The following is a 20,907-nucleotide window of genomic DNA, read 5'->3' on the forward strand; positions in this document are numbered from 1 at the left end:
CTGTCTATTATCGGGACAGGATCGTCGAATGGCAGCGTGAATCCGTGCAGGAATTGACGCGATTTCGTCGATTCGACGAAAATCGCCGGTCATGAAGATCACCGCCTCCGACGACGCCCTGCTGTCGCTGCTGCGCGAGGATGCGCGCGCCTCCACCGCCCAGATCGCCCGCCGCCTCGGTCTGTCGCGTACCACCGTGCAGAGCCGGATCGAGCGGCTGGAGCGCGAGGGGGTGATCTGCGGCTACACCGTGCGCACCCGCGACGACTACGAACAGGGCCACATCCGCGCGCACATCCTGATCACCGTGCTGCCGAAGAAGATGACCTCGGTGGTCAAGGCGTTGCGCGAGATCGATGCGGTGCGCGTGCTGCATTCGGTCAGCGGCTCCTTCGACCTGATCGCGCTCGGCGTGGTGCCGGGCGTCAACGACATGGACGAACTGACCGACCGCATCGGCGCGCTGGACGGGGTGGAGCGCACCACTTCGTCGATCATTCTGTCCACCAAGTTCGAGCGGTGAGAGGCCGGGATTTGGGGATTGGCAAGAGCGCGATCCCGCTTTTGCTTCAACGAATCCCCAATCCCGAATCCCCAATCCCGGCGCCGCTACAATGCTTGGCCCCATTCCCGATCTCCCCACGGCGCCTTGAAAAAGTCCGATTTCCACTACGACCTGCCTGAAGACCTGATCGCGCAGGAGCCGCTGGCCGAGCGCTCGGCCAGCCGGCTGCTGCTGGTGCCGCCGGCGCCGGCACCCTTCGCCGATCGGCATGTGCGCGACCTGCCCGAGTTGCTGCGTGCCGGCGATCTGCTGATCTTCAACGACACGCGGGTGATCCCGGCGCGGCTGTTCGGGCAGAAGAGCACCGGCGGGCGGGTCGAGATCCTGATCGAGCGGCTGCTCGGCGGCCAGCGCGCACGGGCGCAACTGGGCGTGAGCAAGTCGCCCAAGGCCGGCGCACGCATCGCCCTGGATGCCGGCGGCGAGGCCGAGGTGCTGGGCCGCGATGGCGAGTTCTACCAGTTGCAGTTCCATGTGGACGGCGCGCTGGAACACTGGCTGCAGCAGGCAGGACGCTTGCCGTTGCCGCCGTACATCCGCCGCGAGCCGGGCCTGGACGACCGCGAGCGCTACCAGACCGTGTTCGCGCGCGAGGCCGGTGCGGTCGCCGCGCCGACCGCCGGGCTGCATTTCGACGCGCCACTGCTGCAGGCGCTGCAGCAGCGCGGAGTCGAGGTCGGGCACGTGACCCTGCATGTGGGCGCCGGCACCTTCCAGCCGGTGCGGGTGGAAGCGCTGGAGCAGCACCAGATGCACCGCGAGTGGCTCAACGTCGGTGCCAGCCTGGTCGAGCAGGTACGGCGCACGCGTGCGGCCGGCGGCCGCGTGATCGCGGTCGGGACCACGGTGGTGCGCGCGCTGGAGAGCGCCTCCAAGGACGGCGAACTGCATCCGTTCGCTGGCGAGACGCAGATCTTCATCCTGCCCGGCTACCGCATCCGCAGTGTCGACGCGATGGTGACCAACTTCCATCTGCCCGAGAGCACGCTGCTGATGATGGTCTCGGCCTTCGCCGGCCGCGACCGCATCTTCGCCGCCTACCGCCACGCCATCGCCCAACGCTACCGCTTCTTCAGCTACGGCGACGCGATGCTGCTGTGGAGCAGCGAGACGTCGGCAGAGCGCGCTGTCTGATTCGCAGGGTGCGTCGCGATCACGCGCAGCGGGTGTGGCATGACCTGCATGCATGCCCCGCTGCGCGAACCGCGCATCCACAGCGCGAAACGCCATGCTTCAAAGCCGGCAACGCCCTGCACTGGGGACGTTGCCGAGGGACCCAGGTGCTCTTGCCAGTCCCGAATCTCCACTCCCCAATCCCGACTACTTGATCGGCTCGTCCAGCATCAGTTCGCGCACGAACCGCACCGGCGGCGCGCCGTAGGACAGCACCTGGTCGTGGTAGGCCTTGAGGTTGAACTTGTCGCCGAGCTTGTCCTGCATCGCCTTGCGCAGATCCAGGTGCTCCTGCACGCCGACGAAGTAGGTCGGCAGCTGCGCCGAGGTCAACTGCGCGCGCACCCACTTGCCCTCGGCCTCGCTCTGCTGCTGGAAGGTGTCGTGGACCATCAGGTGCAGCGCCTGTTCCTTGCTCCAGCCGTCCACGTGCACGCCCTGGTCGAGCAGGGCGTTGGCGATGCTGCGCAGGTAGAACTTCAGCTGCACCAGGTGGAACAGCGGATCGTTGTCCAGGTAGCCCTGCTCCTGCATCATCCGCTCGGTGTACACCGCCCAGCCTTCGGCGAACACGCCCGAGCGCAGCACGCCGCGCAGCGTGGACGGGAACTTGGCCGAATGCCAGCCTTCCACGTAATGCCCGGGCACGCCCTCATGGATGCTCAGCAGGTGGATCATGCGGCTGTTGTATTCGCGCAGGAACGAGTCGGCCTGCTGCGCGGTCCAGTCGTCGGGAATCGGCGACACCGCGTAGAAGGTCTTCAGGTTCTTGTCCAGCGGACCGGGCGAATCGCAGTACGCCACCGCCACGCCGCGCTGGAATTCGGGCATCAGGATGATGTCCACCGGCGCGTCGGGCAGGGTCACCAGATCCTTCTTGCGCACGAAGTCGGTGGCATCGGCCAGCGAGGCCTTGGCGGCCTCGACCACCTTGTCGCGCGCCGGATGCTGCGCATAGGCCAGCTCCAGCGCCGCCTCGATCGCCTTCTGCTGCTGTTCGTCGCTTGGCGCATCCACCAGCGCCGGCGCGCCGGGTTTGTCCTTGAGCACGGTGCGGGCGATGCCGTACATGTCCTGGCGCACGCGCGTGAGCTCGGCCTCGGCGCGCTGCTTGATCTCGGCGCGCGACAGCGAGGAATTGAGCGCGAACTTCAGCTTCTGGTCGTACTTCTCCGCGCCGAGGCGGAAGTCGCCCTTGGCGTTGGGCACCAGGGTCTGGTCCAGCCAGGTCTGCTGTTCGGCCACGGCCTTCTTCAGGCCCTCGATCGCCGCCTGCAGGCGCTGCGCGTCGGCCTGCGGCAGTTCCTGGATGTGCGGGACGATGAAGCTGTCGACGATGCTGAGGATGCCGCGGTTCTGCTTGGCCACGGTCCTGGCGCTGATCTCCGACACGCGGGCCGGGTCGAGGTTGGCGCGCGCCTGCGCGAACAGCGCCGGGATCTTCTCCATGCGCGCGGTGGCCGACTTCAGCCGCTCCGGCAGCGGCGCGAACTCGCGCGCCATCAGTCCGTAGATCGCGCCGCCGGCCAGGCCGTTGTAGACCTGCGGATCGGTCGCCCAGCCTTGTGCCACCTCGCTGTTCCAGATGTCCGACTGCAACTGGTTGCGCAGGATCGCCGCGTCCACCTGGTTCTCGCGCGAGAGCTTGGCCACGTCGAGCTTGTCCAGTTCGGCCAGCAACTGCTTGCTCGCGTCCAGGCTCTTCTGCCGGCCGGCGGCGCTGAGGTCGTCCAGTTCGCTGTCGTAGCGATGGTCGCCGGTCTGCGTGGCGCCGACCGGGGAGAGCTGCATCCAGGTGTCGACGGCGCGCTTGGACAGCGCGGCGAAGCTGGCGTCGGCGGCTGCATCGGGCGCGGCCGCGGCCTGGCCGGGGGCTGCGTTGCTGGCGGCGGGCGCGTCGGCGGGTTTCTGGCAGCCGGCGAGGGCGGCGAGCAGGGCGGCGGCGAGCAGGTGCTTGCGCATCGGGGTTCCTGGAGTGGGTCGATCCACCAGGGTAGCCGCGCCGTGCTGCCGGCGCCCCTGCCATTGGATTACCCTGGACGCCTTCGCCATTCAGGAGCACCGCAATGCAGGACAAGGGACGTCGCCATCATGGCCATGTCGCAGCAGCGGCTGGCACGCTCGATGTCGTAGCGCCTGCGCGTCGGCGCTGGTGTCGCTGGGGCGCTTCCCTGGCGCTGGCGGTGTCGATCGCTGCCTGCAGCCGCGGCGGCGAGAGCGCGGCGCTGCCGGCCGCCCATCTCTATTCCGCCGATGCCGCCAGTAGCGCGGCCAGTGCCGCCGAGGCCGCAGCGCAGGCGGCAGAGGCCGCCGTCGCAGCGCCGCCGCCGAGTCCCGGCGCTTTCGCCATGCCGTCCCTGGCCTATGAGCACGAGGTCGATGTGGCATTGCCGGTGGCGCAGATTCCCGCACGCCTCAAACAACTCCAGGAAAGCTGCCTGAAATCCAGTTTCGGCGCGTGCACGGTGTTGCAGGTCGAACAGCGCGGCGGCGAGCGGCCGCGCGGCGAACTCAGCGTGCGGATCGCGCCCACCGGGGTCGAGCCGTTGATCGCGCAGGCGGGCCAGGGCGGCCAGATCGAGAGCCGTACCACCCACGCCGAGGACCTGGCGCAGGCGGTGCAGGACAACGACGCGCAGCGCCAGCGCCTGCAGGCCGAGCAGCGGCGCCTGCAGGAGTTCCAGCAGCGCCGCGATCTCAGCGTGGCCGACATGATCGCGCTGTCGGAGAAGCTGGCCGCGGTGGAGACGCAACTGCTCGCCACCAGCCAGGAAGCCGCGCAGCAGCGCCGGCGCCTGGATACGCAGCGGGTGACCCTGACGTTCTCGGCGCCGACCGCCGAGCGGAGCCGCAGCGACATCGGCGAGGCGCTGCACGACAGCGGCGAAATCTTCGCCGGATCGATCGCCTGGGCGATTCGCGCGGTGGTGGGGCTGGCCCCGTTCGTGCTGCTCGGCTATGCGCTGTGGCGGCTGATCGCCTGGCGCCGGCGTCGGCGCCGTTCGGCCTAGCGAAGCGGAAGAGGCGGTTCCCGTCCGACGGGGTCGGGCGGGCACGGATGGAGGTGATGCGTGAGCGCAGTGTTGCCACGCGTTGCCGACGGAACGGTGGCACGTCGTCCAGCAGCCGTGGACGATGAGGGGTTGCGGGTCGCGGCTGGAGCCGCTCCTGCCGTTCTTCTCGTCTGACACCCAAGCTTGAGCGACAGCAAAACGACTCCTGCTGGGGCTCGCGATACATTGGCTGGCTGCACTGTGGGAGGGACTTCAGTCCCGACGCCTTGAAGTCGGGTGCCTGAGGCACGGCGCGCGCCGCTGCAAAGCAAGGATGCTGGCAATAGGCATCCAGGACGCAGCGCCACGCGGCGCAACGCCCCGGATGCAGGCCTCAGCCTTCGTCCTGCTCGAACTCCACGACCACGTCCAGCTCGAACGCCAGCGCTTCCACCGCCTCGCGCACCTTCTGCGCGGTGGCGGCGTTGCCGGCGTCCACTTCCACTTCGTGGGTGCCCGGGCCCTGGTCGTCGGGCAGGCCGGCGGAGCTGGAATCGTCGTCGTCCATGTGCGGCATCAGGTCGTCGATTTCCTCGACGTGTTCGATGCCGTCCAGGCTCGACAGCAGGTTGATGATGGCGCGGGCGTCGTCCTCGCTGCCAGTGATGCGGATGCGGACCTGGGGCATGGGCCTTCCTCTTTGGGGGAAGGCGCAGGCTAGGCAGGCATCGGCTAAGGCGGGGTGATGACGCGCTCAGCGCACCGTTGCCACCACGTCCGGGCCGGCATGCTCGGCCACCGGCAGCAGCAGCGCCTCGGCGGCCGCGCGCAGCATGGTCGGGGCGATGTAGCGGCGATGCGCGGCAGCGATCAGCGCCATGTACAGGTGGCCGAAGCGATTGCGGCAGGCCACGCGCGTCTCCAGGCTCAGCTCGGCGCTGCCGTCGTCGCGCAGCGTCACGCCGACGCAACTGCGGAACACCAGGTGGCGGTCGTCGGCACCGAGCAGCACCTGCACGCGCCGCGCCTGCGCTGATGAATCCTGCGCCAGCACCGGGAAGCGCCCGGCGAACAGTTGCTCGCGCTGCGGCGACAGCAGCGAGGACACCGGACAGCCCAGCGGCGAGGTGCGCAGCCGCAGCGGCGCCACCAGCACGTTGCGCAGGCGCATCAGCCAGGTCACGCCACGCGGCGGGTGCTGCAGGAAGCCGTCCAGCAACGCCGCCATCAGCGCGTGCGCGCCCAGCGGCCGCAGCGCCTGCGCCGGTACCTCCAGCCGCACGCTGTCCTGATGATGGTGCGTGGGCAGTTGCTGTTCGAGCAGGGAGCCGGGCAGCAATTGCGGCGTCACCCGCGCGCGAGGCAAGCGTGGCGCCAGCGCGGCGAAGCCGGCCGGATGCCGCCATGCGCCCAGCCGCTGTCGCAGGCGTCCGCTGAGGGCGCGTAGACCGGCACACCATGCCAGGCGACGGCTGCCAGGCGAGGCCGCCAGCGACAGTCGCACGGTCGGTACGGGCAGCGCCTGCGCTTGTGGCGACGCCAGCAGCTCCGCCACCGGGGCCGGCAGCAGTTCGGTGAGGGTGGCGATGTCGGCGGTGCCGGCCAGCACCTGCGCGCGCACGACGTCGGCCAGCGCGCCGCCGGCTTCGTCGCTGTGGCAGGACAGGGCAAAGAACGCCGGGTGCTCGGACTGCGCGCGCAGCGGCGCGAACTGGTGCCAGGTGCCGCCGCCGAAGCGCACGCTGAACAGGCAGTCGGCGGGCAATTCGACATGGCGCAGCGCGGCGAGGAAATGTTGCGGATCCTGCGCCAGCTGCGCCGGCGAGGCAGTGCTGAAACGCAGCAGCGCGCCGCCGCTGCCGGTGATCGCGGTGAACATGCGATGCCCGGCATGGCAATGGAACGGATGGCCACCGCTGCCGACCGCGAACGAGTACAGCGCGGTGGACTCGCCGCTGCCGAAATCGGTGCCGGCCAGGCGTGCCGAGGGTTCGTCCAGGGCGTCCCGGAATTGCGGATGCGCGCGCTGCCGCAGGCAGGCCTGGGCGATCAGCGGATCGCCGGCGCCGACACCGAGCTGGGCGATCAGGATGACCTCCACCGGCAGGCCGCCGCTGTAGGAGGGCAGGCGCACCGAGGGAAATCCGGTTTGCGCGGCGGCGTGTTCGCTGAGCGGTGCGGCGGTCATCGGCGGACTCCTGTTGCCGTGGTGGAAGGATCAGGCGGTGCGCTTGGCCTGCCGGCGCGACTCGCGCTTGAGCGGGCCGGCGCTGGGGCAGATTTCGAAGGCAAACCCGCTGAGCGTGTTGACCAGGTTGTCGGGGGTGAGCCGGTACACCACGAACTGGCCGCGGCGCTCGCTCGTCACCAGTCCGGCCGCTTCCAGCACCGACAGGTGCCGTGAGATCGCCGGCGCGCTCATCGCGAAACGCTGCCCGATCTCGCCTGCGCTGAGTTCCTGCGCGGACAGGTAGGCGAGGATCTCGCGGCGTGGCCGCGAGGCGAGAGCTTCGAAGACGCGATCGACGGACATTGGGGTTTATCTAATTAACGAATTAGTTAATTAATGACGTGTTGCCGGGCGTCTGTCAAGTGCCGAAGCGGCGCCGCCGATCCAGCGGTGGCGTTGCATACGATGCATCGTGGTTGCAGCGCTCGGCCGCGAATGGGCGCGCTGTGGCATGACGCGGTTTCCTCCAAGAGCGTTCGTCATCCATGAAGAACGCCACCGTGTTGCAAGAAGTGACGGGCGCAGCACCCGCGTTTCGCTCAGCTTTCCTTGCGTGTCGTCACCAGGCGCAGGAAGGCTTCGTGCTGGTAGCGGCTCATGCGCAATTGCTGTCCCGTATCCATGGTGACCACGTGGTGGCCGTTGAACCAGGGGTGGATCGCCCTGACCCGGCGCAGGTTGATGATCGCCGAGCGATGCACGCGGGCGAAGTGGCGCGGGTCCAGCCGCGCGGCCAGCGTGGCCATGGTCTCGCGCAGCTCATGGGTACGGTCGGCCAGGTGGATCAGCACCGTGTTGCGACTGGCTTTGATCCAGACGATGTCCTCTACCGCGACCAGCACCACCGCTTCGTCGACGCGCACCGGAATCCGTTGCAGGTAGTCGTCGCGCTGGCGCAGGGCATCCAGGGTCTGCAGAATGCGGGCCTCGGCAGCGGAAGCAAGGCCGCTGCCGGCAGACATGCGCCGCTTCGCGCGCTGCAATGTCTCGGCGAAGCGTTCGCGGCTGAAGGGTTTGACCAGGTAGTCCACCGCATTGGCCTCGAATGCACGGACCGCGTATTGCTCGTAGGCGGTGACGAAGATCGTCGCCGGCATGTTGGCCGCCCCGATCGTGGCCAGGACGTCCATGCCGGTCATGGCCGGCATCTGGATGTCCAGGAACACCAGGTCGGGCGACTGGCTGCGGATCGCGATCACCGCAGAGGCGCCATCGCCGCATTCGCCGAGCAGTTCGATGTCCGGATCGGCGCGCAGCAGCCGCACGATGGCGTGGCGTGCGATCGGCTCGTCGTCGATCACCAGCGCGGTGAAGTTCATGCGACCACGTGCTCCGGTGCTTCCTCGGCGTCCAGTTCGCGGAACGGCAGCCGGATGCGGCAGGCGACTCCTTGCGGATAGAGCATGTCGAGCCGGATGTCGGCGTTGTCGCCGTAGAGTTCCTTCAGCCGCAGGCGGGTATTGGAGAAACCGATGCCGTGTCCGGCCGCATTGCTGTTCTCCTCCAGCGTGCTGTTGCCGTTGCGTACTTCGATGGACAGCGTTTCGCCTTCGCGCCGGCTTTCGATCTCGATGCGGTCGCTGCCGACACGCTGGCCGATGCCATGGCGGATCGCATTCTCCACCAGCGGTTGCAGGATCAGGCTGGGCACCGCGCAGTGCAGGGTGCCGGGGGCGACATAGATCTGCGTGCTCAGGCGGTCGCCATACCGTTTGCGCTGGATGCCGAGATACAGATCGATCAGGGCCAGTTCGCGTTCCAGGGTGATTTCCTGGCCGTCGTATTCTTCCAGGAACGCGCGCAGCAGTTCGCTCAACCGCAGCAGCATGTCCTCGGCGGCGACGGTGTCTTCGTCCAGCAGGGTGACGATGGCATGCAGCGTGTTGAACAGGAAGTGCGGTTGCAGCTGGCTCTTCAGCGCTTGCAGGCGCGACTGCGCGAGTTCGGCGGCCAGACGGCTGGCTTCCACCTCGCGCCGGGCCTTCTCGGCGTGGAAGTGCAGCGCTTGCTGGATCGCGAACAAGGTCCAGTAGGTCAGCAACCCGATGGCGAAGTGCTGCTCCAGGAAATACCCCAGTTGTTCAGCGAAACCGCTGGGCTCAAACAGGGTGGAGAACAGCGCGCCGATGACCATCGCGGCAAACGTCACGCACAGGCTGGCGACCGCCTGCGCGCCAAGTCCATGGAAGCGCTGGGCGCCGCGGACAGGGAAGCGTTCGGCGAGCCGGAAGACGGTGGGCGCCAGGAGTGCCCAGCTGTACCACTGGATCAGCGACCATCGGATGAGCACCTCCAGAGGCCACCTGCCGGCAGGCGCACCGTTGTTGATGATGTTCTGGAGCATGAACACCATGGCCACCAGCGTCCACAGCGCGAGATAGCGCGACAGGCTGATTTCGGTATTGCCGAGTCGGACGTTCATCCAGGGGTGGTCGAGGGGTGACGAGGGCATCCTAGGCGCAGCGGCATGCCCTGCAAAGCGCCGGCGCGCGCGCACTACGATTGGGAGTGCACTGGCGACGATTCGTCCCGAATCGATTTGCAGCCGTGCGGCCACGCGGCCTGATGGGCACGCCAGCCACGAGGGAATCTGCTCCCCTGGCGGCTGGCGAATCCTTCCCATCGGAGATTCCGTCATGCACTCGATCCGCATCCTTGCCTTGACCCTGTCCCTTTCCCTGTCGCTCGCGACCGCACCGGCTGCCGCCGCCGAGCCGGTTCGCTATCTGGAACTGAGCAACCGCGCCTATGACGCGCTGACAGCGCTGGCGGTCGCTGCGCCGGGTACTGGAGCGTTCCGTGACGTCGCGCTCGGCGCGCCGTTGCGAGGCGGCGGCGACGCAGCGACCTTTCCGCTCGCAGGTAAGGCCTGCCGCTACGATCTTCGCTTCACCTTTCGCAATGGACGTTCGATGCTGTATCCGGATGTGGACGTCTGCGCGCACCGCGTGCGCATCCGGCCGCTGCCGCGCCTTGAATAGCGCGGCTCAGCGGGACATGTCGTCGCTCCTGCACATGACGTTCTGTGGCTATTGGAGGAGCCCTGAAGCCGCGTCTAGGAACGCATATGACCAGGGGAGCTAACTGATCTTCGGCGGCAACCCGAGCAGTTCCGCCGGCAGCGCCGGCAGCGGCGTGCGTTCGTCCAGCGCCTCGCGCTTGAGCCAGTCGACGAAGTGGCTGGCGGCCGGGCTGAGCAGGCGGTGGGTGGGATGCACGATGTAGTAGGAATAGCGCGCGGTCAGCGCCGGCCCGGGCAGGCGCACCAGTTCGTAGCGTTGCAGGTAGGGCTGGGCGATGTGCTTGCGCGCCAGCACCGCGCCCACGCCGTAGACCGCCGCGCGCATCGCGTCGGTGCTGTCGTTGAAGGTGTGCATCGGCGGCAGGGCCAGGCCGCGCACGCCGGCGGCGCGGAACCAGTCGCGCCAGCCCTGCGGCGACATGTCGGTGAGCAGCGGCAACTGTGCGATCTGTTCGGGCCGGTGCAACGTCGCCAGTTGCGGCAGGGCCGGCGAGGCCACCGGAAACAACGCATCGTCCATCAGGTGGTGCGAGGTCAGGCCCGGCCAGGCGCCCTGGCCGTAGCGGATGCCCAGATCCGGGCCGCCCTCCTCGAAGCGCGAGAACGCCGCATCGGTCTGGATGTCCAGGCGCACGTGCGGGTAGGCCTGGCAGAAGCGCGGCAGGCGCGGCAGCAGCCAGCAGTACGAGAGCGAGCGCAGCGTGGTGATGCGCAGCGGCGCGGTGTCGGCCTGCGGATGCAGGTTGCCGGCCACCGCGGCGATGTCGGCCAGCGCCGCGCTGGCGGCATCTGCCAGTTGCCGGCCTTCGGCGGTCAGCTTGACTCCGCGCGCGTGGCGCTGGAACAGCGTGGCGCCGAGCAGGGCTTCCAGGCGGCGCACATGGTGGCTGACCGCACTGGCAGTGAGATGCAGTTCCTCCGCGGCATGGGCGAAGTTCTGGTGGCGCGCCGCGGCGGCGAACACGCCAAGCGCGGGCAGCAGGGACGGGCGCAGTTGCACGGTCAGACACGCGGCAGATTTGTGGCTTGGGACGATACTACGCGCTTGTCGGCCCCACGGCGCGGGGCGATGCTGGCAGCCGAACACGACATGCGCGGCCCGGGGCGATGCGAGGTCGGTGCAGAGGCGCCGACCGGCATCCGCCGCCGACAGCGGATGCGTGGCGTCGCACGAGCGCTGCGGCGCGTTGCCGATCGACCGCGAGCCTCCTCCATGCCTACCGCCGAACCCTCCCTGCAGCCGGCCATCGCCTCGGCCTCTCCCACGCCCGTGTCCGACCCTGCAGTACCGCGCGACTGGCGCACGCCGCTGGAGCTGGGGTTCCTCGGCGTTGTGTGGGGCTGCTCGTTCCTGTTCATGCGCGTGGCCGCGCCGCAATTCGGCGCGTATGCGCTGGTGGAACTGCGCCTGGCGCTGGGCGCGGCGGTGCTGCTGCCGTTCCTGTGGCTGGCACGGGCGCGCTTCCCGCTGCGGCGCTGGCCCACCCTGGCGGCGATCGGCTTGCTCAACTCCGCGCTGCCGTTCCTGTTGTTCGCCTGGGGCGCGCAACACGCGCCGGCCGCGATCGGTGCGATATGCAATGCGATGACCGTGCTGTTCACCGCGTTGATCGCCTTCCTGTTCTTCGGTGAGAGGATCGGCACGCGCCGCGCGCTGGCGCTGTTGATCGGCTTCGCCGGGATCGTGGTGCTGGCCACCGGCAAGTCGGCCGGGATCAGTGTGGGCCCGGCCGCGCTGGCCGGCACCACCGCCTCGCTGCTGTACGGCATCGGCTACAGCCTGGTGAAGCGGCACATGAGCGACCTGCCGCCGGCTGCCGCCGCCGCGTCCACGCTGGGCTGCAGCGCGGTGCTGCTGGCGCCGCTGGCGTGGACGCATTGGCCGGCCGCGCCGGTGCCAGCCGCCGCCTGGGCCTGCGCCGGCGGCCTGGGCGTGCTCTGCACCGGGCTGGCGTTCCTGATGTACTACCGCCTGATCCAGCGCATCGGCCCGGCCCGCGCATCGACGGTGACCTACCTGGTCCCGGTGTTCGGCGCGCTGCTGGCCTGGGCCATCCTCGGCGAGCCGCTGACCTGGACCATGCTCCTGGCGGGCATGCTGATCCTGGGCAGCGTCGCCTTCAGCCAGCGCGCACGCTAGCAGCGCAGCTTGCAGGCGTGCGCGAGGATGCCGATGCTGGTGTGCGCCGCACCTGCCGTGCGGCACATTCCCTTGGCCTGGAGAACGACGCAATGACCGATTCCCTGCTCGCATCGCAGTTCGCGTTCAAGGCCTGGGCCAACGCCGAGATGCTGCAGGCGCTGGAGCAGATCGATGCGGTCGCGTATCCGGCGCAGCGGCAGCGCGCGATCCGGCTGTTGAACCACACCTACGTGGTGGACCGGATCTTCGCCGCGCACCTGGACGGCGGCACGCACGCATACACCGCGAGCAACACGCCGCAGACGCCGGAGCTTGAGGTGCTGGGCGCGGCGGTGGCCGAATCGGACCGCTGGTATGCCGACTATGTCGCCCGGCTCGACGCGCCCGCCTTGCAGCAGACGCTGTCGTTCCGTTTCACCGATGGCGATGCCGGCCGCATGAGCCGGCAGGAAATGCTGTTCCACGTGCTCGCGCATGGCGTCTTCCATCGCGGCAACATCGCCATGCTGCTGACCGAATGCGCCGTGGAGCAGCCGCGCGAACTGTTCACTCGCTTCCTGCACGCGCAGCAGCCGCAGCGGCGCAGCGTCGGCGGCGCCTGAGCGCGCGCCGCCCGGCGCGCGCATGACGCGTCACTTCGGCGGCGTACGCACCGGCAGCGGCACGTTGCACAGGTCGATGTGCCCGGCCGGACGCTTGTAGAAATCGTCGCGGCGGTTGCGCCGCGCCTCGGCCACCTCGCGGAAGGTGCGGCTATCGGTGCGCAGCAGTTGCAGCGGGGTACGCTCGGCGTCCGGCACGTCGCTGGCCAGGCGGATCGCGCGAATCGGCGTGCGCTGCTCGGGTTTTTCGTAAAAGCCCATCGGGTCCGGCCCGCGTGGGATCACGCTGAGCAGTTCCATGCCCTTGACCACGCGGCCGACCACGGTGATGTTGCGGTCCAGTTGCCGCGGCGACTGCCCGGTGACCACGTACAGTTCGGCGCCGATGCTGCTGTCTTCGTCGTTGTTGCGGCCGGCACCCACGGTGCCGTAGCAATGCGCCAGCCAGGCGGTGCCGTCCTTGGGATCGCGCGCCACCGGAAAGCCGTCGACGAAGCCCACCTGCGGCGCCCAGCCGTCGCGGTCGGGCAGGGGCTGGAACGCCAGGCCCGCGGCCGGGCGCTGGAATTCGGCGGGCAGGTGGGTCTTGGCGCTGCCCAGCGACTTGGCCTTGCCCGGTTCCTCGCCATCGGGATCGCCGAACTGCACCACGAAATTGTCCTGCGAGCGGTAGATGCTCAGGCCATCCCAGAAGTGCTCGTGGGCCAGGGTACGGATGTTGCCGACGTGCTGCGGCGCGAACGCGGGTGCCAGCTCGATGATCACCCGGCCGGTGTCCAGCTCCAGGTACAGCGTGTTGGCCGGATCCAGCGTGCGCCAGTCGCTGGGCTTGGACGCGTCGAGGATCTGTTGCGGGCTGCGGTACGGCACGGCCGGCGGTGGTGCCCCAGCCCATGCGGCGGAGGCGGACAGCGACAACGCGAGGGCGAGCAGGGAAGTGCGCAGCGGCATGAGGGCGGCCCGATCGGTGAGCGCTCGATTCTCACCGAAGCAGTGGCCGCTGCCAATGCGCCGGCGGCACGGCGCGATCGCCGTGCCGACGACAGGTCCGCTTACGACAGCGCGCGCTTCTGCGGTTCCTGCGCCTCCTGCACCGGCGCCTGGGTCGGCGTCGGGGGCAGTGCGGCCAGTTGCCTGGCGCTTTCGGCGGCCGGGATGGTCGCCGCCTGCGCGGCGTCCACGTAGGCCACGCGCTTGTCGGCGGACATCGGGTCGCCCTGCACCGCGAACACGCGGCCGTTCTCGTTGCGTAGGACGTGATCGACCTGGGTCAGGCCATCGCGCCGCGCCGCCAGCAGCAGGCCGCTCGCGACGTTGGCGTCGTAGGGCGTGAGCTTGCGCTCGATCGCCTGCTGCATGGCCTGCTGTTGCGGATCGGCGGAGGCGCGCGCATCGGGCGCGGCGCCGGTGGTCGGGGTGGCGCGCGTGGGCGCTGACGGTGATGGCGGGTCGGCGCGGTCGACCTGCGCGTCGATGCGCGCCAGGTCGCCGCCCGGCGTGCCGCCGGCGCTGCTGGACACGTGGAACAGGCGCTCGCTCAGCCCGTACTGGGAATTGCCCAGGTTGCGCGCCAGGCCGATCGCGAAGTCCTGCGGACTCTGCTTTGCATACTCGGCAGCCTCATGCGCGGTCATCGGACTGGCCTGGGCGGCGCGCTGGTACTGCTGGCGCAACGCGTCCATCTGCTGCTCGGAGAAGCGCAGGGTGGCGTTCTGGCCGGCCGCGATCGGCGTATCGGCCGAGGCGGTGTCCTTGCCGGTGAGCGCGGCGTTGAGCAGTTGCGCCTGGTTGTGGTCGACCTTGTCGAAGGTGAACTGATAGCTGCGCTCGTCCACGCGCTCCTTGCCCGCCGGGTCGAACTGACGGGTCAGGGTCATCGGCACGTTGCCGGCGTACTGCACCTTGCCGACCACGCTGGAACTGCCGTCGGCATAGGTGGTGCGCACGTTCTCGCCAGTGTTGCGCTGGCCGCCCAGGTCGGCCTTGAACGGACCCAGGCCGAGTTGCGCGCGGGTCTCCGAACTCATGGTCAGGCTGTCGACCTTCTGCACGTCGGTGACCCCTGGCGCGTTTGCGGCGAGTCGGCCGCTGGCCAGGAAATCGCGATAGGCGGCCTGCGCCTGCGGCTCGCGCAGGTCGAAGGTGGCGGTGCGCATGGTCGCCTGGCCCAGCGCATCCTGGCGGCCGAGCATGGCCTGGGCGACGTCGGTCTTCAGGCCCACGGCCTCCAGCCGCTCCACCGCCTGGGTCGGGCCGACCGCGACGCGCACGTGGTCGGCATCCACGCGTTGCACCGCATAGCTCATGCCGGCCGCGTCGGTGCGCTCGCTGGACGTAGCGATGCCGCGGAACGCGGCCTCCATCGAGGTCTTGGCGAACACCTGGCCGTCGAGCTTGACGCTGCCGCCTTCCGGGATGGTGCCTGGGTCGAAGGGGTTCACCCGCGCAGCGGCGTCGGCCGTGGCCTCGCCGCGCAGCCGGACCTCGTAGCGGCCACGCTCGCCGGTGGCCTGGGTCAGGCTGCCGTCGGCGGCCAGGCGCCCGGCCTTGAAGTCGCCCTGGATGCGATGGCCCTGGGTGAACTCCATCTCGACGTTGAACACGGTCTTGCCGTCTTCTTCCTTGCGGCCGGCGCCGACCTTGCCGGTGTGTACCGCCGCGTACTCCAGCGGGCCGTACTTGGCTTGTGCGGCCGTGCGGCTGTACTCGACCGAGGCCGAACCAGCCTCTGGATCGCGCTTGAACGCGCCGGTCGAGAACTGGTTGCCGGAACTGGCGAAGCTGGCCTCGGTGGCCTCCCCGGGCTGTGGGGTAGCGGGCGTCGAACTCATGCGTGACCTCCTGGATGGCATGCACGAAGGAAGGTCCCGCAGTGTAGCCAGCGCGACGTTGTCGAAACGTTTGCCGCCGCAGCGCCGGGCAGGGCGGCGCACATGACCAACGGCACAGGGACTATGTCGAACTCTGCACTAGTATCCACCTCAACCTAGCGGGGGCGTCATGGTCGAGCCGGATGCACAGCTGAAGAAATTCCAGAAGGAGCTGAGCGCCGGCACCGTGTCGTTGGCCCTGCTGGCGGTACTGGCTGCGGCCGAGGCGCCGCTGTACGGCTACCTGATCGCCAAGCGCTTGGAGCAGGTGGGCGAGGGCGTGCTCAGCGGCAAGCAGAGCGCGCTGTACCCGGTACTGCGCAACCTGGAGGCGGCCGGCCTGCTGTCCAGCCATGTCGAGCCGTCGGTGGCCGGGCCGCCACGGCGTTACTACCGCATCACCGCGGCGGGTCTTTCCACGCTGCGGCAATGGGCCGCGGCGTGGCGCGCCACCCGCGATTCCGTCGATTCCGTGCTGAAGGGGATTTCAGAATGAGCAGCGCACACACCGCACCGCGGCCCTTGCCGACCACCATTCCCGACTACCTCGCGCAACTGCGCGCGGCACTGGCCGGCGCCGACCCCGCGCTGGTCCAGGACGCGCTGTACGACGCGGAGGAATACCTGCGTTCGGAGCTGGCCGAGCAGCCGGGCAAGAGCGAGGCCGAGGTCATCGCCGGCGTCGCCGGCAGCTACGGCGCGCCGGAGGAAGTGGCCGAGATCTACCGCGATACCGAGGTCACGGTCAGCCGCGCGCTGAAGCCGCCAGCGCCGCCCAAGCGCAAGTCGCTGTCCGGCCGCTTCTTCGGCGTGATCGCCGACCCGCGCGCCTACGGCAGCCTGTTCTACATGCTGCTGTCGCTGGTCACCGGCATCTTCTACTTCACCTGGCTGGTGACCGGCGTCAGCGTGTCGGCGGGCTTGCTGATCCTGATCGTCGGGGTGCCGCTGCTGGTGCTGTTCTTCGGTTCGGTGCGGCTGCTGTCGCTGGTGGAGGGCCGCGTGGTGGAGGTGCTGCTGGGCGAGCGCATGCCGCGCCGGCCGCTGTACAGCGCACCCGAACAGCCGTGGCTGCAGCGCATCGGGCAGATGTTCACCGATGCGCGCACCTGGACCACGATGCTGTATTTCCTGCTGATGCTGCCGCTGGGGATCTTCTACTTCACGGTATTTACGGCCTTGCTGAGTACGTCGCTGCTGATGCTGCTGGCGCCTGCCGCGCTGTTTGCCCCGGACGTCGCGGATCTGACCGTTCATGTCGGTCCGTTGCACTGGATCGGCAGCGAGGCGTGGCTGCCGTTGCTGCTGGCCAGCGTGCTGGGCGCAGCGCTGTTCTTCGTCACCCTGCATCTGTCGCGCGGCTTCGGCAAGGCGCATGGCCTGCTGGCCAAGCACCTGCTGGTGCGCAGCGCAGAGGCCTGATGCCCTGATGCACGATTGCCCGCGGCGGGGTTGCCGCGGGCGAGATGCCGCTCAGCCGGCCTTGCGGCTGCCGCGGCGCTTGAGCGGGGTGACGTTGCCGGCCGCCGGCGCGCGGCTGGCGCCGGCATTGGCGGCGATGAAGCTGCGCACCTGCGGATACACGATGTCGCGCCAGCGGCGGCCGCTGAAGATGCCGTAGTGGCCGGCGCCTTGCACTTCCAGATGCTGGCGGCGCGCGGCGGGGATGCCGGTGCACAGGTCCTGCGCGGCGGCGGTCTGGCCCAGGCCGGAGATGTCGTCCAGTTCGCCTTCGATGCTGAGCAGCGCGGTGTCGCGGATCGCGGCCGGGTCGACCCGTTCGCCGTCGATCACCCATTCGCCGCGCGGCAGCAGGAACTCCTGGAACACCACGCGGATGGTGTCCAGGTAGTAGGTGGCCGGCATGTCCAGCACCGCGTTGTACTCGTCGTAGAAGCGGCGGTGCGCCTCGGCGTCCTGCAGGTCGCCCTTGACCAGGTTGGCGTAGAAATCCCAGTGCGACATGAAGTGCCGACTGGGGTTCATCGCCAGGAAGCCGATGTGCTGCAGGAAGCCCGGGTAGACCTCGCGGCCGTGGCCGGGGTAGGCCGGCGGCACGGTGTGGATGACGTTGTGCTCGAACCAGGACAGCGGATTGCGCGTGGCCAGGTTGTTGACCTCGGTGGGGCTGCGCCGCGCGTCGATCGGCCCGCCCATCATCACCAGCGAGCGCGGCGTGGTCTCGCCGCGCCCGGCCATCAGCGACACCGCCGCCAGCACCGGCACGGTCGGCTGGCACACGCTCATCACGTGCAGCGACTCGGCGCCGATGTGGCGGATGAAGTCCTGCACGTAGCGCACGTAGTCGTCCAGGCCGAAGTCGCCTTCGGACTGCGGCACCATGCGCGCATCGATCCAGTCGGTGACGTAGACCTTGTGGTCGCGCAGCAGGGTGCGCACGGTGTCGCGCAGCAGCGTGGCGTGGTGGCCGGACAGCGGCGCCACCACCAGCACGGCCGGCTGCTTCTTGAGTCCGTCCACGACCTTGGCGTCGTCGCTGAAGCGCTTGAAGCGCAGCAGGCGGCAGAACGGCTTGCGCAGCACTTCCTGCTCGACGATCGGCAGCGCGTGGCCGTCGACCTCGACATGGTCCAGCGCCCAGGCCGGCTTCTCGTAGTCCTTGCCCAGGCGGTGCATCAGCTCGTTGCTCGCGGCCAGGCGCTCGGCGCCGGGCAACGTCGACCACAGGCTGTTGGGATCGGAGAAGATCTTGGCGTTGGCTTCGGCCTGGTGCACCCAGGGGGCGAGCAGGTTACGGGTCAGTTCGTGCCACTGGTAGAGCATGCCGGTGTTTCCATCCTGAGCGTATGCTGCCGTGCAGCATAACGCATCCGCGCGGTTTGCACCTTAATGGGGCACCAGACCAATCGTCTCCAGCGCCGCCGCATCGCCCGCCAGCGCTGGCGCCAGCCAGCAATGACTGCCCACCGGGCGCAGCCCGAGCGCACCGAACTGGCGCCGGTACCAGCGTGCCGCGCGGGGCTGGAAGCCGGCGTGGTCGCCGTCGAAGTCGTCTTCGGCGGCGAAGGTCTCCAGGAACGCCACGCCGCCGCACAGCTCCACCAGGCCGGGCAGGCCCTGGCGCAATTCGCGGCTGGGCACGTAGTGCAGCACGTCCGAACACACCAGCAGGTCCACCGGCGCGCACGGCCGCAGCCAGGCGAAATCGCCGAAGCGCGCCGGGTGCAGATTGCGGTGGCGGCCATAGCGGGCGACGGCGTAGTCGCTGCTGTCGAAGCCGAGATAGCGCAGCTTCGGCCGCAGCTTCAGCAGTGGCGCGCGCCAGGCGCCTTCGCCGCAGCCGATGTCGAGCACGCTGCGGATCGGCCGTTCCAGGTAGTACTCGGCCTGGGCCACGGCGAGTGCGACCTTGCGCGCCAGGCGCGCGGCGTCGCCGATGCCGTCGCGGCGATACCAGCGCTGGAAGTAGTCGGCGTCGTACTGTTTGTCCATGCGGGCGTGTGGTCCGTGCGGGCGCCGGACGAATCGGCGAAAATGGCCGCACATCCTACGCCAGCGACCCGGAGCCAGCGCATGCAACTCTACCTGTGGATCAAGTCCCTGCATCTGCTGTTCGTGATCGCATGGATGGCGGCGGTGTTCTACCTGCCGCGGATCCTGGTCAACATCGCCGAGAGCGCGGGCCAGCCGCAGGTGCAGGAGCGCCTGGCGCTGATGGGGCGGCGCCTGTACCGCTTCGGCCACAGCATGTTCGGCCTGGCGCTGCTGCTGGGGCTGACCCTGTGGCTGGGCTACAAGGTGTTGCCGGACTTCCCGACCATGGTCGCCCCCGGCCACAGCGGCTGGCTGCACGCCAAGCTCGGCCTGGTGGCGCTGATGCTGGCCTATTACATCTTCACCGGCCGCTGGCTCAAGCGCGTCGGCCAGGCCGGCGCGCTGCCGTCCTCGCGCGCCCTGCGTCTGTTCAACGAGCTGCCGGTGCTGGCGCTGCTGGTGGTGATCTGGTTGGTGCTGGCGAAGCCGTTTTGATTGGAGCCGGGAATGGGGAATGGGGAGGCGGGAATCGGTAAAGCAGCGCAACGCTAGCTGTTAGCGCGCGAGCCGGATTCGCCCCCACGTGTCACAGCCGAGGCGGCCGGCTTTTCCCATTCCCCATTCCCGTTTCCCGATTCCCCCGCAGCGGCAGCGCCGCTGCGCGATCACGCCGTCTCGTACGCGCCGTAGCTGCGCAGGCGCGCGTAGCGCTTCTCCAGCAGTTGCGCGATCGGCAGCTGTTCCAGGGCGTCCAGTTCGTTGAGCAGGACCGCCTTCAGGCGCTTGGCCATCTGCGTGGGGTTGCGGTGGGCGCCGCCGATCGGTTCGCGGATCACCTTGTCGACCAGGCCCAGCGCGGACAGGCGCTTGGCGGTCAGGCCGAGTTGCTCGGCAGCGTCCTTGGCCTTGGAGGCGTCCTTCCACAGGATCGAGGCGCAGCCTTCCGGCGAGATCACCGAGTAGGTGCCGTATTCCAGCATCAGGGTGCGGTCGCCCACGCCGATCGCCAGCGCGCCGCCGGAGCCGCCTTCGCCGATCACGGTGCAGATCACCGGCACCTTCAGTTCGGCCATTTCCAGCAGGTTGCGCGCGATCGCCTCGCTCTGGCCGCGCTCTTCGGCGCCGATGCCGGGGTAGGCGCCCGGGGTGTCGATGAAGGTCAGCAGCGGCAGCTTGAAGCGCTCGGCCAGCTTCATCAGGCGCAGCGCCTTGCGATAGCCCTCCGGACGCGGCATGCCGAAATTGCGCGCGATCTTGCTCTTGGTGTCGCGGCCCTTCTGGTGGCCGATGATCACCACCGCGCGGCCGTCGATGCGGCCCAGGCCGCCGACGATGGCCTTGTCGTCGGCGAACGCGCGGTCGCCGGCCAGCTCCTGGAACTCGTCGCAGAACACGTTGATGTAGTCCAGCGTGTACGGGCGCTGCGGATGCCGCGCCAACTGCGAAATCTGCCACGAGGACAGGTCGCGGAAGATCTGCGCAGTGCGCACCCGCAGCTTGTCTTCCAGCGCGCTGACCTCGGCATCGACGTTGACCGCCGGACCGGTGCTGGCACTGCGCAGTTCCTGGATCTTGGCTTCCAGATCGGCGATGGGTTGCTCGAAGTCGAGGTAGTTCGGGTTCATTGGAAGCCGTGGAGAACGTGAAGCGGAGGAGTTTAGCCGAATGCGGGGGTGTGGCCCGTACGGGGGGGGACGGGGATAAGGCCGTGAATGGGGAATCGGGAATGGGGAATCGGAAGAGCGGGGCGGTTCCTTGCGATCCTCACCACTGCCGGGAGGCCGGCTTTTCCGATTCCCGACTCCCGATTCTCG

The 20,907-nt window shown here is 69.0% G+C and carries 21 protein-coding genes; 9 read left to right on the top strand and 12 right to left on the bottom strand.

Annotated elements, in window-relative coordinates:
- Positions 1 to 91 precede the first annotated feature (91 nt).
- Both J7357_RS01055 and queA read left to right on the top strand, forming a co-directional pair.
- Positions 92 to 523 (top strand): Lrp/AsnC family transcriptional regulator, encoded by a 432-nt coding sequence (locus J7357_RS01055; protein WP_010344072.1) that lies wholly within the window; start codon positions 92 to 94, stop codon positions 521 to 523.
- Positions 524 to 649: 126 nt separating this feature from the next.
- Complete coding sequence (gene queA, locus J7357_RS01060) at positions 650 to 1,699, top strand: tRNA preQ1(34) S-adenosylmethionine ribosyltransferase-isomerase QueA (protein WP_209244255.1); 1,050 nt, start codon at positions 650 to 652, stop codon at positions 1,697 to 1,699.
- Between the two features lie 186 nt (positions 1,700 to 1,885).
- Here queA and J7357_RS01065 read toward each other — a convergent pair whose 3' ends face one another.
- Positions 1,886 to 3,700, bottom strand: coding sequence for a DUF885 domain-containing protein (locus tag J7357_RS01065; protein WP_209244256.1), 1,815 nt, complete (start codon positions 3,698 to 3,700; stop codon positions 1,886 to 1,888).
- A 221-nt stretch (positions 3,701 to 3,921) separates the two neighbouring features.
- Between J7357_RS01065 and J7357_RS01070 the strand changes: the two genes are divergently transcribed.
- Positions 3,922 to 4,749 (top strand): DUF4349 domain-containing protein, encoded by an 828-nt coding sequence (locus tag J7357_RS01070; RefSeq protein ID WP_209244257.1) that lies wholly within the window; start codon positions 3,922 to 3,924, stop codon positions 4,747 to 4,749.
- Positions 4,750 to 5,125: 376 nt separating this feature from the next.
- Here J7357_RS01070 and J7357_RS01075 read toward each other — a convergent pair whose 3' ends face one another.
- The 5 genes from J7357_RS01075 to J7357_RS01095 form a co-directional block, all read right to left on the bottom strand.
- A complete protein-coding gene (locus tag J7357_RS01075; protein WP_209244258.1) occupies positions 5,126 to 5,419 on the bottom strand; it encodes a hypothetical protein in 294 nt (97 codons plus the stop codon).
- Positions 5,420 to 5,485: 66 nt separating this feature from the next.
- Entirely contained in the window at positions 5,486 to 6,919 is a 1,434-nt protein-coding gene (locus J7357_RS01080) for a DUF2867 domain-containing protein (protein WP_209244259.1), read from the bottom strand.
- A 30-nt stretch (positions 6,920 to 6,949) separates the two neighbouring features.
- Positions 6,950 to 7,264, bottom strand: coding sequence for a metalloregulator ArsR/SmtB family transcription factor (locus J7357_RS01085; protein WP_209244260.1), 315 nt, complete (start codon positions 7,262 to 7,264; stop codon positions 6,950 to 6,952).
- 236 nt (positions 7,265 to 7,500) lie between these two features.
- A complete protein-coding gene (locus J7357_RS01090) occupies positions 7,501 to 8,280 on the bottom strand; it encodes a LytTR family DNA-binding domain-containing protein (protein ID WP_209244261.1) in 780 nt (259 codons plus the stop codon).
- On the bottom strand, positions 8,277 to 9,599 hold the full coding sequence (locus J7357_RS01095) for a histidine kinase (protein ID WP_244667175.1): 1,323 nt from the start codon (positions 9,597 to 9,599) through the stop codon (positions 8,277 to 8,279). Before J7357_RS01095 ends, J7357_RS01090 begins: the two co-directional genes overlap by 4 nt.
- Here J7357_RS01095 and J7357_RS01100 point away from each other — a divergent pair.
- The gene (locus J7357_RS01100; protein WP_209244262.1) at positions 9,598 to 9,942 is read left to right on the top strand and encodes a hypothetical protein; all 345 of its coding nucleotides are present in this window, start codon (positions 9,598 to 9,600) and stop codon (positions 9,940 to 9,942) included. The two genes, J7357_RS01095 and J7357_RS01100, sit on opposite strands and share 2 nt — an antisense overlap.
- Before the next feature lie 99 nt (positions 9,943 to 10,041).
- Here the strand turns inward: J7357_RS01100 and J7357_RS01105 are convergent, their stop codons facing one another.
- The gene (locus J7357_RS01105) at positions 10,042 to 10,983 is read right to left on the bottom strand and encodes a LysR substrate-binding domain-containing protein (RefSeq protein WP_209244263.1); all 942 of its coding nucleotides are present in this window, start codon (positions 10,981 to 10,983) and stop codon (positions 10,042 to 10,044) included.
- Between the two features lie 213 nt (positions 10,984 to 11,196).
- Between J7357_RS01105 and J7357_RS01110 the strand changes: the two genes are divergently transcribed.
- Positions 11,197 to 12,123, top strand: coding sequence for a DMT family transporter (locus tag J7357_RS01110; protein WP_244667176.1), 927 nt, complete (start codon positions 11,197 to 11,199; stop codon positions 12,121 to 12,123).
- A 92-nt stretch (positions 12,124 to 12,215) separates the two neighbouring features.
- The gene (locus tag J7357_RS01115) at positions 12,216 to 12,728 is read left to right on the top strand and encodes a DinB family protein (RefSeq protein WP_209244264.1); all 513 of its coding nucleotides are present in this window, start codon (positions 12,216 to 12,218) and stop codon (positions 12,726 to 12,728) included.
- Between the two features lie 30 nt (positions 12,729 to 12,758).
- Here the strand turns inward: J7357_RS01115 and J7357_RS01120 are convergent, their stop codons facing one another.
- Entirely contained in the window at positions 12,759 to 13,679 is a 921-nt protein-coding gene (locus J7357_RS01120) for a peptidylprolyl isomerase (RefSeq protein ID WP_244667177.1), read from the bottom strand.
- 101 nt (positions 13,680 to 13,780) lie between these two features.
- Positions 13,781 to 15,559, bottom strand: coding sequence for an XVIPCD domain-containing protein (locus J7357_RS01125; RefSeq protein ID WP_209244265.1), 1,779 nt, complete (start codon positions 15,557 to 15,559; stop codon positions 13,781 to 13,783).
- A gap of 169 nt (positions 15,560 to 15,728) precedes the next feature.
- Between J7357_RS01125 and J7357_RS01130 the strand changes: the two genes are divergently transcribed.
- Both J7357_RS01130 and J7357_RS01135 read left to right on the top strand, forming a co-directional pair.
- Positions 15,729 to 16,094, top strand: coding sequence for a PadR family transcriptional regulator (locus J7357_RS01130; protein WP_017908804.1), 366 nt, complete (start codon positions 15,729 to 15,731; stop codon positions 16,092 to 16,094).
- Positions 16,091 to 17,020 (top strand): sensor domain-containing protein, encoded by a 930-nt coding sequence (locus J7357_RS01135; RefSeq protein ID WP_209244266.1) that lies wholly within the window; start codon positions 16,091 to 16,093, stop codon positions 17,018 to 17,020. The genes J7357_RS01130 and J7357_RS01135 overlap by 4 nt, the downstream gene beginning before the upstream one ends.
- A gap of 51 nt (positions 17,021 to 17,071) precedes the next feature.
- On the opposite strand, the gene phaZ is transcribed toward J7357_RS01135, so the two are convergent.
- Both phaZ and J7357_RS01145 read right to left on the bottom strand, forming a co-directional pair.
- Positions 17,072 to 18,382, bottom strand: a complete 1,311-nt coding sequence (gene phaZ, locus J7357_RS01140; RefSeq protein WP_209244267.1) for a polyhydroxyalkanoate depolymerase — start codon at positions 18,380 to 18,382, stop codon at positions 17,072 to 17,074.
- A 63-nt stretch (positions 18,383 to 18,445) separates the two neighbouring features.
- Positions 18,446 to 19,051: a class I SAM-dependent methyltransferase gene (locus J7357_RS01145; RefSeq protein WP_010344055.1), complete on the bottom strand. Its 606-nt coding sequence runs from the start codon at positions 19,049 to 19,051 to the stop codon at positions 18,446 to 18,448.
- A gap of 81 nt (positions 19,052 to 19,132) precedes the next feature.
- Between J7357_RS01145 and J7357_RS01150 the strand changes: the two genes are divergently transcribed.
- Entirely contained in the window at positions 19,133 to 19,588 is a 456-nt protein-coding gene (locus tag J7357_RS01150; protein WP_209244268.1) for a CopD family protein, read from the top strand.
- A gap of 170 nt (positions 19,589 to 19,758) precedes the next feature.
- Here J7357_RS01150 and J7357_RS01155 read toward each other — a convergent pair whose 3' ends face one another.
- A complete protein-coding gene (locus J7357_RS01155; RefSeq protein ID WP_209244269.1) occupies positions 19,759 to 20,718 on the bottom strand; it encodes an acetyl-CoA carboxylase carboxyltransferase subunit alpha in 960 nt (319 codons plus the stop codon).
- Positions 20,719 to 20,907: the final 189 nt, after the last annotated feature.

Source organism: Xanthomonas sp. D-109 (assembly GCF_017746095.1).
GTDB classification, from domain to species: Bacteria; Pseudomonadota; Gammaproteobacteria; order Xanthomonadales; family Xanthomonadaceae; genus Xanthomonas_A; species Xanthomonas_A sacchari.

Excerpts from the sequence above, each read along its gene's own strand:
- J7357_RS01085 (WP_209244260.1), bottom strand. The coding sequence starts at position 7,264 with ATGTCCGTCGATCGCGTCTTCGAAGCTCTCGCCTCGCGGCCACGCCGC.
- J7357_RS01150 (WP_209244268.1), top strand. The coding sequence starts at position 19,133 with ATGCAACTCTACCTGTGGATCAAGTCCCTGCATCTGCTGTTCGTGATC.
- J7357_RS01055 (WP_010344072.1), top strand. The coding sequence starts at position 92 with ATGAAGATCACCGCCTCCGACGACGCCCTGCTGTCGCTGCTGCGCGAG.
- J7357_RS01145 (WP_010344055.1), bottom strand. The coding sequence starts at position 19,051 with ATGGACAAACAGTACGACGCCGACTACTTCCAGCGCTGGTATCGCCGC.
- J7357_RS01100 (WP_209244262.1), top strand. The coding sequence starts at position 9,598 with ATGCACTCGATCCGCATCCTTGCCTTGACCCTGTCCCTTTCCCTGTCG.
- J7357_RS01075 (WP_209244258.1), bottom strand. The coding sequence starts at position 5,419 with ATGCCCCAGGTCCGCATCCGCATCACTGGCAGCGAGGACGACGCCCGC.
- J7357_RS01155 (WP_209244269.1), bottom strand. The coding sequence starts at position 20,718 with ATGAACCCGAACTACCTCGACTTCGAGCAACCCATCGCCGATCTGGAA.
- J7357_RS01115 (WP_209244264.1), top strand. The coding sequence starts at position 12,216 with ATGACCGATTCCCTGCTCGCATCGCAGTTCGCGTTCAAGGCCTGGGCC.
- J7357_RS01080 (WP_209244259.1), bottom strand. The coding sequence starts at position 6,919 with ATGACCGCCGCACCGCTCAGCGAACACGCCGCCGCGCAAACCGGATTT.
- J7357_RS01065 (WP_209244256.1), bottom strand. The coding sequence starts at position 3,700 with ATGCGCAAGCACCTGCTCGCCGCCGCCCTGCTCGCCGCCCTCGCCGGC.
- J7357_RS01090 (WP_209244261.1), bottom strand. The coding sequence starts at position 8,280 with ATGAACTTCACCGCGCTGGTGATCGACGACGAGCCGATCGCACGCCAC.
- J7357_RS01130 (WP_017908804.1), top strand. The coding sequence starts at position 15,729 with ATGGTCGAGCCGGATGCACAGCTGAAGAAATTCCAGAAGGAGCTGAGC.
- J7357_RS01125 (WP_209244265.1), bottom strand. The coding sequence starts at position 15,559 with ATGAGTTCGACGCCCGCTACCCCACAGCCCGGGGAGGCCACCGAGGCC.
- J7357_RS01120 (WP_244667177.1), bottom strand. The coding sequence starts at position 13,679 with ATGCCGCTGCGCACTTCCCTGCTCGCCCTCGCGTTGTCGCTGTCCGCC.
- J7357_RS01135 (WP_209244266.1), top strand. The coding sequence starts at position 16,091 with ATGAGCAGCGCACACACCGCACCGCGGCCCTTGCCGACCACCATTCCC.
- phaZ (WP_209244267.1), bottom strand. The coding sequence starts at position 18,382 with ATGCTCTACCAGTGGCACGAACTGACCCGTAACCTGCTCGCCCCCTGG.
- J7357_RS01095 (WP_244667175.1), bottom strand. The coding sequence starts at position 9,599 with ATGACGGAATCTCCGATGGGAAGGATTCGCCAGCCGCCAGGGGAGCAG.
- J7357_RS01110 (WP_244667176.1), top strand. The coding sequence starts at position 11,197 with ATGCCTACCGCCGAACCCTCCCTGCAGCCGGCCATCGCCTCGGCCTCT.